The 9,608-nt window shown below is 52.3% G+C and carries 9 protein-coding genes; 6 read left to right on the forward strand and 3 right to left on the reverse strand.

What is annotated here, in order from left to right:
• Window positions 1-30: 30 nt before the first annotated feature.
• The 3 genes from tuf (at window position 31) to OSC10802_RS0117415 (ending at window position 2,742) form a co-directional block, all read left to right on the forward strand.
• Window positions 31-1,260 carry an elongation factor Tu gene (gene tuf, locus OSC10802_RS0117405; RefSeq protein WP_017718049.1) on the forward strand — a complete coding sequence of 410 codons (1,230 nt, stop codon included), beginning with the start codon at window positions 31-33 and terminating at the stop codon, window positions 1,258-1,260.
• A 241-nt stretch (window positions 1,261-1,501) separates the two neighbouring features.
• Complete coding sequence (gene rpsJ, locus OSC10802_RS0117410) at window positions 1,502-1,819, forward strand: 30S ribosomal protein S10 (RefSeq protein ID WP_026098579.1); 318 nt, start codon at window positions 1,502-1,504, stop codon at window positions 1,817-1,819.
• A 281-nt stretch (window positions 1,820-2,100) separates the two neighbouring features.
• The gene (locus OSC10802_RS0117415; protein WP_017718051.1) at window positions 2,101-2,742 is read left to right on the forward strand and encodes an LON peptidase substrate-binding domain-containing protein; all 642 of its coding nucleotides are present in this window, start codon (window positions 2,101-2,103) and stop codon (window positions 2,740-2,742) included.
• A gap of 93 nt (window positions 2,743-2,835) precedes the next feature.
• Here OSC10802_RS0117415 and OSC10802_RS0117420 read toward each other — a convergent pair whose 3' ends face one another.
• Complete coding sequence (locus OSC10802_RS0117420; protein WP_017718052.1) at window positions 2,836-4,251, reverse strand: hypothetical protein; 1,416 nt, start codon at window positions 4,249-4,251, stop codon at window positions 2,836-2,838.
• A 235-nt stretch (window positions 4,252-4,486) separates the two neighbouring features.
• On the opposite strand from OSC10802_RS0117420, the gene OSC10802_RS50185 reads away from it, so the two are divergent.
• From OSC10802_RS50185 to OSC10802_RS56540, 3 genes are all read left to right on the forward strand, one after another.
• Window positions 4,487-4,624, forward strand: a complete 138-nt coding sequence (locus OSC10802_RS50185) for a hypothetical protein (protein ID WP_155967996.1) — start codon at window positions 4,487-4,489, stop codon at window positions 4,622-4,624.
• Between the two features lie 1,729 nt (window positions 4,625-6,353).
• Complete coding sequence (locus tag OSC10802_RS56535; RefSeq protein WP_232731702.1) at window positions 6,354-6,809, forward strand: transposase; 456 nt, start codon at window positions 6,354-6,356, stop codon at window positions 6,807-6,809.
• The gene (locus OSC10802_RS56540) at window positions 6,787-7,176 is read left to right on the forward strand and encodes a hypothetical protein (protein WP_232731703.1); all 390 of its coding nucleotides are present in this window, start codon (window positions 6,787-6,789) and stop codon (window positions 7,174-7,176) included. The genes OSC10802_RS56535 and OSC10802_RS56540 overlap by 23 nt, the downstream gene beginning before the upstream one ends.
• 61 nt (window positions 7,177-7,237) lie before the next feature.
• Here OSC10802_RS56540 and OSC10802_RS0117450 read toward each other — a convergent pair whose 3' ends face one another.
• Together OSC10802_RS0117450 and OSC10802_RS0117455 are read right to left on the reverse strand one after the other, a co-directional pair.
• Window positions 7,238-7,453, reverse strand: coding sequence for a hypothetical protein (locus OSC10802_RS0117450; protein WP_017718056.1), 216 nt, complete (start codon window positions 7,451-7,453; stop codon window positions 7,238-7,240).
• Window positions 7,454-8,315: 862 nt separating this feature from the next.
• On the reverse strand, window positions 8,316-8,582 hold the full coding sequence (locus OSC10802_RS0117455) for a hypothetical protein (RefSeq protein WP_017718057.1): 267 nt from the start codon (window positions 8,580-8,582) through the stop codon (window positions 8,316-8,318).
• Between the last annotated feature and the right edge of the window lie 1,026 nt (window positions 8,583-9,608).

Raw genomic sequence — 9,608 nt, forward strand, 5'->3', positions numbered from 1 at the left:
CTGACAAAGGAAAAAGGAAGATATCATTACATGGCACGCTCAAAGTTTGAACGGACTAAACCCCACGTCAACATCGGCACGATCGGTCACGTTGACCACGGCAAAACCACCCTCACTGCCGCCATCACCATGACGCTGGCGGCGCTGGGTCAGGCAACAGCCAAGAAGTACGATGAAATTGACGCCGCGCCCGAGGAAAAAGCGCGGGGGATTACGATCAATACCGCTCACGTCGAGTACCAAACCGAATCTCGGCACTACGCTCACGTGGACTGCCCCGGGCACGCTGACTATGTGAAGAATATGATCACCGGCGCGGCTCAGATGGACGGCGCTATCCTGGTGGTGTCCGCAGCTGATGGCCCCATGCCCCAAACCCGCGAACACATCCTGCTGGCCAGGCAGGTGGGGGTTCCCAACATCGTCGTCTTCTTGAACAAGAAAGACATGCTCGACGACCCAGAGCTGCTGGAACTGGTGGAGCTGGAAGTCCGCGAGCTGCTGACCTCTTACGATTTCGACGGTGACAGCATTCCCATTGTGGCCGGCTCCGCTCTGAAGGCTCTGGAAAAGATGACTTCCAACCCTGGCACCAAGCGGGGCGACGATGAGTGGGTGGATCAGATTTACGCGCTGATGGATGCTGTGGACTCTTACATCCCCACGCCAGAGCGGGATATTGACAAGCCGTTCTTGATGGCCGTTGAAGACGTGTTCACGATCACCGGTCGGGGTACGGTGGCCACGGGACGGATTGAGCGCGGCAAGGTCAAAATCGGTGACAGCGTTGAGCTGGTTGGCATCAAACCCACGCGCAGCACCACGGTGACGGGTATAGAAATGTTCAAAAAGTCTCTGGAGGAAGGGCTCGCTGGGGATAACGCCGGCATTCTCCTGCGGGGGATTCAGAAAACTGACGTTGAGCGGGGCATGGTGCTGGCCAAACCGGGCTCGATCACCCCTCACACCAAGTTTGAGTCTGAGGTGTACATCCTGACCAAGGAAGAAGGTGGCCGGCACACCCCGTTTTTCCCTGGCTACCGCCCGCAGTTCTACGTCCGCACCACGGATGTGACCGGCACGATCAGCGACTTTACCGATAGTGAAGGCGGCCAAGCCGAAATGGTGATGCCGGGCGACAACATAAAAATGACGGTTGAGCTGATTAACCCGATCGCTATTGAGCAGGGGATGCGCTTCGCCATCCGCGAAGGCGGTCGCACCGTCGGTTCCGGCGTCGTCTCTAAGATCCTCAAGTAAAACAGCAGGCGCTCGCGCAGTTCCGAGCGGAAAAGCAACCACCAGTCAAGGTGCTTTTCCGCTCCCGATCCTGTCTGTGTTTACAACTTGCGCACCCTTTCAAAGACACCGGGTTTCCCGCCAGAGAAACTCGGTTTCTCCAGTGCCCAGTCAGTCCAAAGTATCTTACTGGCAAGCAAAAATTCTCAAGCAAGCAACTCGCAGTTTTTTATCTAGAACTGAACCTAGACAACTGAAAAAAATGGCCACACTACAGCAGCAAAAAATTCGCATTCGCCTGAAAGCTTATGACCGCCGCATCCTTGACGCCTCCTGCGAAAAAATCGTAGACACGGCCAATCGGACAAACGCCACAGCCATCGGTCCGATCCCCCTGCCCACCCGCCGCCGCATTTATTGCTTGCTTCGCTCCCCTCACGTGGATAAGGATTCCCGGGAGCATTTTGAAACTCGCACCCACCGCCGCATTATCGACATTTACCAACCCTCTTCCAAAACCATTGACGCCTTGATGAAGCTTGACCTGCCTGCCGGTGTGGATATTGAAGTCAAGCTGTAACACCGCTCACCTTTTGTGCCGGCCCCACCAGCCGCTCTAAATAGAAAAACATCTAATTTGCATTAATGCCAGACGTTTGCAAACTCTTGGAGAGTTTAAAACAAGAATTGGACAGTTGCATCCCAGCTTGTATTTTGCAAATTAACTGTAGGCCGTCGGGCGTTTGGGCCGCCATGCCAGCCCTTTAGAGGCAACTCTAAAGGGCTTTGCCGTTGGAATTCGACCAGGAAAATCGGCTAAAGTAGAATCAGAAGCGAAATTACTTAGTTGACTGAGGGACAATGGCATCCGCATCCTCGATCGCTGTTCGAGAACTCCCCCTATTTCCCTTGCCGGAAGTGGTTCTCTTTCCTGGCAGACCCCTCCCCCTGCACATCTTTGAATATCGCTACCGGATCATGATGAACACGATTCTGGAAACGGATCGCAGGTTTGGGGTTCTCATGGTCGATCCCGTCGGAGGTCAAATTGCCACAGTTGGATGCTGCGCCGAAATCCTGCAGTTCCAGCGCCTCCCTGACGACCGCATGAAAATCTGGACACTTGGCCAGCAAAGGTTTCGCGTGCTGGAGTACGTGCGCGAAAAGCCCTATCGCGTGGGCTTAGTTGAGTGGCTCGAAGACCAGCCACCGGCAAAGGACCTCCGACCCCTCGCCGCAGAAGTAGAAGAACTCCTCCGGGATGTGGTCCGTCTCTCCGCTAAGCTGATGGATCAAAAAATTGAACTGCCGGAAGACATCCCCAACCTTCCCAGAGAGCTGTCCTACTGGGTGGCCAGCAACCTTTACGGCGTCCCCAAGGAACAGCAAGACCTTCTGGAAATGCAAGACACGACCGCTCGGCTGGAACGAGAAGCCGAAATTCTCACTTCCACCCGCAATCACCTGGCCGCTCGCACTGTCCTCAAGGATACTTTTAAGTAAGATTTGGCGTTCACCGGCATCACATTGGTGAACAAATTTCCATAGAAACCCGGTTTCTTTCAGGGTTGTGTGGCCCTGCCACACTGGCTGGCCCTACCGGCGGGCGTCTGGGAGAATTCGCTCGATTTCATCCCACTTGTACCAGTGGCGGACTGCTAGCCAGACGGCGCACATCAATCCCGCTAAACTGAGGGTGAGCCCACTGTAGGGCACGATTAATCCCAAAACCGGCAGCACCCCACCGGCAATGGTGGCAATCACTGCGGCTAGGGACTGCCGCCGGTTTGACCCCAACCCCCACACCAGCACCAGCAGCACTAGGGAAATCCCCGCCCACGCGAGCTGGACATTAATCAGCCGGCTCAGATAGGTGAGCGCCAGCAGGCAGGCAAAAAACAGGCCGCCGGCAAGGGCCACATCCCGCAGCCTCAGCGTCAGCGACAAGTACAGCACCAGCACCCACCACAGGAACAGCGCTGGTGCCAGCAACAGCAAGCGCGGAAGAATGCCGGTGTTGCGAACTGGGCCGGTGGATGTGAACACGCCAAAGGGGTTGCGCACAGAAACATTGTCATCAAAGACCCAGGTAAATCTGGTGCCTTGTCTCTCTGGCTTGCTTTCGCTTGGGACAATGCCGCTGGCAAAATCAGCCTTCGGGAAGTTCGCCAGCACGCTCAAGCGGAAATTTGACAGCAGCTGGCCACCGGCACTGTAAACCCACCTTGGCCCGCCTTGCGCCTGATAGGTGACGAGAAAGCGGGTTTCTTGCCCCGGATTCAGGCGCAAGGGAAAGCCGTAGTCTCCCGGATTCACCGGCACCAGGCGCAGCCCATCTCGCTCCACCTTGAAATTTTGCAGCAGCGAATAGCCGGTGGGTGGACTGACTTCAAAGAAAAAATCCTCCGCCTCGTTGAGGGAATTAACCACTCTGTACTCACCCTTAAAGTCCGCCCGGTAAATCTGGCGCTCGTTCTTTTGCGGATCGGGAAATTGGTCAATTTTCACCTCTATTTGCGAGCCGGCAAGTGTTAGGAAGCGGTTGACATCTCGGGTTTTTTTGACAGAGACGACTTTGCCTCGCAGTATGGCGTCGTAAGTGTAGGGTTCTGGGATGACGTAGCGGACTTGCGGTGCCGGCTGTTCGAGCCGGTCGCCGGCAACCCGCTCAGCCACTTTGGCAACCCGCGCTTGCTCCCAGTTATGGTAGCGGTTGGCTAGAGTCGAGCACAGAAAGAACCCCCCGAGCATCAGCGTCAGGACTAGAATCGCGTGCGGCAGCGCCCGCAGCAACAGGTCATAGCGTGTCAGCCACTCTCCTAGCAGAGTTGCCCCATCTGGCCCGACAGAGCGCCGGTACGCCCAGCCGATCAGGGCGAAGGCGATTCCTAATAATATCGCTAGTATAGCTAATTTTTGCGACACCTTGAGGATTTGGGTGCCAAATTCTATGAGTTCATTGGGATGGGTCAAGTCAGGCAGGTTGGGAATGCCTTGAGCCAATTCGTACATAACGGCTTTTCTCCCTTAGTTTAGGACGCGCCCTGTCTCGTCTCGCTCTTTCCATTGCAGACTCATCAAGCCCTTGAGAAGTTCGTGCGCCCGCTGATATCTCGCACTCTTTTCAATTATCAGCCGGCTGCAGCCCACCGGCTTTTGCTTCCCAGCCAGAGCCTGAGCTCCAGAAAAAGGAAAAAACTGCTTGACAGAGGCTGATTCTTTTGCTATATTAGTAACATGAGAAAATGTGCCCGCATATAAGGTCTATCTAAACTCCACCCTCCCCCAGAAGAAAGCTGAACATTCTTATGGCACGGAGATTATAACCATAATATGCCGGCACCGGCATTCTGGCGATCTGCGGGTGCCGATGTACCGTTTGTAGTTGTGTTTTAGCCCAAAAGTTTGTAGTTGGGCTTTAGCCCAAAGGTTTGTAGTTGGGCTTTAGCCCAAAGGTTTGTAGTTGGGCTTTAGCCCAAAGGTTTGTAGTTGGGCTTTAGCCCAAAAGTTTGTAGTTGGGCTTTAGCCCAAAGGTGCAATCCCATGCGGTGCCGGTGTTTTAACACATTATTGCCATTTGAGTGTCACACTCTTGTCACAGCAGGTGAGTATAGTTTATTATAGTGACAGTTATATGTTCACTCCTCACACCATAAACCAAACCCGCTACAATTCTGCGAGCGGGATTTTTATTTGCAGGGAATGGGTAAATGAGTTTGGCGGCATCCCAATTTTGTCGCTGGTGGGTTAAAACCGCATCGGCACCTTTCTGGTGTGGTAGACTTGTTCTTATAGTGGGAATCTGTGCCAAAAATTTAGGGCGGCTTTTACTCCATTATTAGACTGTTCTTGCCAAATCCTACCATCAGCCGGTGTACCCCGTCAACTCAATGAACCGGCAAACCGCAAAGCAAAATTCTCACCGGCACCTCCGCCCCACTGCTCAATCCGCTTGCAGATTTTTCTGATTTTTCCCCCGCTGCCGGCGCTTTGGGAGTGGGGGGGTACTATCTTTTTCCCCTCTGGCGTGGTAGACTTGTTCTTATAGTGGGAATCTGTGCCAAAAATTTAGGGCGGCTTTTACTCCATTATTAGACTGTTCTTGCCAAATCCTACCATCAGCCGGTGTACCCCGTCAACTCAATGAACCGGCAAACCGCAAAGCAAAATTTTCACCGGCACCTCCGCCCCACTGCTCAATCCGCTTGCAGATTTTTCTGATTTTTCCCCCGCTGCCGGCGCTTTGGGAGTGGGGGGGTACTATCTTTTTCCCCTCTGGCGTGGTAAACTTGTTTTTAGAGTGGGAATCTATGCCAAAAATTTAGGGCGGCTTTTACTCCATTATTAGACTGTTCTTGCCAAATCCTACCATCAGCCGGTGTACCCCGTCAACTCAATGAACCGGCAAACCGCAAAGCAAAATTTTCACCGGCACCTCCGCCCCACTGCTCAATCCGCTTGCAGATTTTTCTGATTTTTCCCCCGCTGCCGGCGCTTTGGGAGTGGGGGGGTACTATCTTTTTCCCCTCTGGCGTGGTAGACTTGTTCTTAGAGTGGGAATCTGTGCCAAAAATTTAGGGCGGCTTTTACTCCATTATTAGACTGTTCTTGCCAAATCCTACCATCAGCCGGTGTACCCCGTCAACTCAATGAACCGGCAAACCGCAAAGCAAAATTTTCACCGGCACCTCCGCCCCACTGCTCAATCCGCTTGCAGATTTTTCTGATTTTTCCCCCGCTGCCGGCGCTTTGGGAGTGGGGGGGTACTATCTTTTTCCCCTCTGGCGTGGTAGACTTGTTCTTAGAGTGGGAATCTGTGCCAAAAATTTAGGGCGGCTTTTACTCCATTATTAGACTGTTCTTGCCAAATCCTACCATCAGCCGGTGTCCCCCGTCAACTCAATGAACCGGTGCCGGTGAAAGCGCAACCCAATGTCTTAACCTAAGTGCCAATTCCTATATCAGAGGTTAGGGGCGGGTTTATCGGTGTTGTCGCTGTGTGGCAAAGGTTGTGGGTGAACCCGCTCCTACATCATGTTAAACTCTTTGTCCTAACCTAAGTGCATACTGCTATATTATTCTCTCACTAAAGGTATTCTCGTTTATAAGAATTTTTGGCTCGCCCTCGCGCTTCGCGCTTCGCTCTCACGCTCATCTCTAGAAAACCGCGCCATCTCCAAACCGGCTACTCCTATCATATCACCACTCGCTGCAATAATCGCGAGTTCAAATTATCTCGGCGCGACTGCCGGGAGGTGTTTCTCTATGCGATTAAGAAAGCGCTGGACAAATATCAATTCAAACTGTACGCCCTCTGCATTATGTCCAACCACGTCCACTATCTCATCGAGCCGGCGCAGTCGGAAGATTTGCCCAAAATTATGCACTTTCTCAACTGGTATACTGCCATGTGTTTCAACCGCATGCTTGGGCGCACCGGCCATTTTTGGGAAAAGCGGTATTACTGCGACGGTTTTGCGCCATCAGAAGCGGGAACGCGCTTTAAACACGCTCCGCTACATTCACGGCAACCCCAAAGCTGCCAAAATGCGCAAAGGCTTTTTCTATGATTTCAGCAACTATGGAAGTTACGAACGCCTGACAGATGATGGACTCACCCAATGGCATCCAGCTTTCTTGCAACTGGGCTTCCCTCTTGAGGAGTGTGCCCAGAAATATCGAGGATTTTGCCAAAAGTACAAACCCAAGGGAAAAACCTCAGCCATATCCCACTGGGGGAGCCGGCTTTTAGCTGGGGTTCATATCAATCCTTCTCCTGATAAGAAGCGCTCAACAAAGGCCAATCCCACTCAGAAAGTGGCCGGACAAAGGGGGTGCCAGGTATCGGAAAACGAGTTGTGGCACAGGTTGTGCGGAAGTTTATCGAGGCAAATCGAGCGCCTTGGGAAGCGGGGAAAGACTTTTGACATTTTTTGAGGGGAGTGCTATAGTATCTTCGAGGGTGCTATGATGGCCGGGTGCGCTGCTCCTCGATTGCCTAGAAGCTGCTCTTCCTCTTTTCCTCCTTTCCCTTCGACAACCCCCCGACGATCGCACTCAGCTCGCCCTCGGACAAACTATCATAGTCATAGTCCCGCACGACGTCGCCCTCGGCACCGGCTGCTGTCGCGCTCGGATTGCGTTGCTCAATCTTATTGCTTTTGATTGTTACTCCTGGGTGTTCCACCAGAACGTAAGTTGCGTCGTCAGTCAAAAGGCTCCCCGACTGATTTTTTCCTAGCTCGACGGGTAGGCTTCGCTCGACGGGTAGGCTTTCTGACTTACCTCTTTAGTATTGCACGCACACACAGGAGTCGTCAAGAGGTTTTGTCAAATAATTTTTTCAAATTCAGGACTGGATCTGGTTGGCACAATGTGGGGATGAAACGGTAGGGGCAATCCCCCGGGTAAAGCCCCAAAAAGAGAACGGGGCAGTCTCCGTGGGCAGGGCTGTTTCATTCTCCGATAAATTACGCACGCCTCGCCTCTACATTTAGGGTTAGATAGAAAGATTTGCGTAAATACCGAGAGAATAAAACAGATATCGTCTCCGTGGGGTGCCATTACCATAAGACATATCATCCTCTTATCGCAGTGCTTCTATCTGTCTAATCAACTTGCGACTATCGCATTTTCATATCTCCTTAACCAATACAGTGCAGCGAGAGCGAATTCCTCATCGAGAAGGGCGGGCACTTTCCACGACGCGCCCCTCCTGTGGCGGGATTCAATTAAATTGGTATATAGCGGTTTTCAGTCCGATGAAGTACACGCAAGAAACCCGGCTTCTTAAACAAGCCGGGTTTCTATAGGGTTTCCACTTCTGGAAGTTGCCACCGCCGCCAGGAGTGCCCGGTATCGGAAAACGAGTTAGTGGCAAAGGTTGTGCGGAAGTTTATCGAGGCTAATCGAGCGCCTTGGGAAGCGGGGAAAGACTTTTGACATTTTTTAGGTCAGTGCTAGGATAAGAGAGGCATTAGAGAGTTGCCAAACGCCCTCGACTACCCTTCCCTTTTATTTTCTCTCTATTGTCGGAAGTTGAGTCCTAAGTCGGAAGTTGAGTCGGGACTTGCCCCCTACACAACATAAAATACGCTTATAAAATGGCTTAACTGACGCTGAATCTCCCCCACAAGAGCCCCATCAACCCCGACGGAGGCCAGCCCGCCAACCAACGTGAGTGTACTCGCCGTACTCGCCGCCGGGGCAGCCGGGGTAGTAGCGCCGCCCACGATCGACTCTAGCTCGCCGTCGGACAAACTATTCTGGTCACGCACGACGTCGTCGCCCTCGGCACCGGCTGCAGTCGCGTTGGAATTGCGCTCAATCTTATTGCTTTTCATTGTTACTCCTGGGTGTTTCACCAGAAAGTTTAGATTTGCGTCGTCAGTCTAAGGGTTCCCGACTGATTTTTTCCTAGCTCGACGGGTAGGCTCTCTGACTTACCTCTTTAGTATTGCACGCAGACACAGGAGTCGTCAAGAGGTTTTGTCAAATCATGCACATGAATTTTTATAGCGCGGCTTTAATGGGCGCAAGGCGTGCACCGGCTCTTACAAAACCCCCGCCACCGCCGATTGCTTCCCCCCAGGCTCGCATACTGTTGTTAATCTGCAACTGCAACATAAATTTACACGTTTAACATTGAAAAAATAAGCGCCCTAGTGTTGTGCGGCAATTGGGCCACTGATAGCCCAATATGACTGCTCCTATATCAGAGGTTAGGGGCGGGTTTCTCGGTGTTGTCGCGCTTGTGGCACTCTTTGTGGGTGAAAGAGCCCCTACATGATGTTAAACCCTGCGCCCTAAGTGCCTACTGCTATAAAACCCTTGCCGAAGCGGGTTTTGTCTGTATAGCTGCGGTTTCAACCGCCCTATATTGGGCGCGAAGATTAGCAACCTCGAAAACCCTTGCCGAAGCGGGTTTTGTCTGTATAGCTGCGGTTTCAACCGCCCTATATGACTGCTGCTATACATGTTACCGCCGCAAAAGTGGTAGGGGGTACTATCTTTTTCCACCCTGCTGTGGTAGACTCTTTATTATAATGGGAATCTGTGCCGAAATTTTAGGGCGGCCCCCACTCAAGTGTTAACTTGTGATTCTAGAAGACTACCACGAGCCGGCACACCCTGTCAACTATGAACCCCCGTGCCGGTCAAACCGCAACAAAACTTAACCGCTGACCGGCAGCCACTGTCCCTGCAAAAGCCCCAGCTCGCTTGATAAAGTCTTTACAATCTTTTTATATGTCACCGCCACAAAAGTGATGGGGGGTACTATCTTTTTCCACCCTGCCGTGGTAGACTCTTTCTTATAATGGGAATTTGTGCCAAAATTTTAGGGCGGCTCTTACTCCATTATAATCTTT

Origin of the sequence: Kamptonema formosum PCC 10802, assembly GCF_000332335.1 — a bacterium.
In the GTDB taxonomy this organism is placed as follows: domain Bacteria; phylum Cyanobacteriota; class Cyanobacteriia; order Cyanobacteriales; family Oscillatoriaceae; genus Oscillatoria.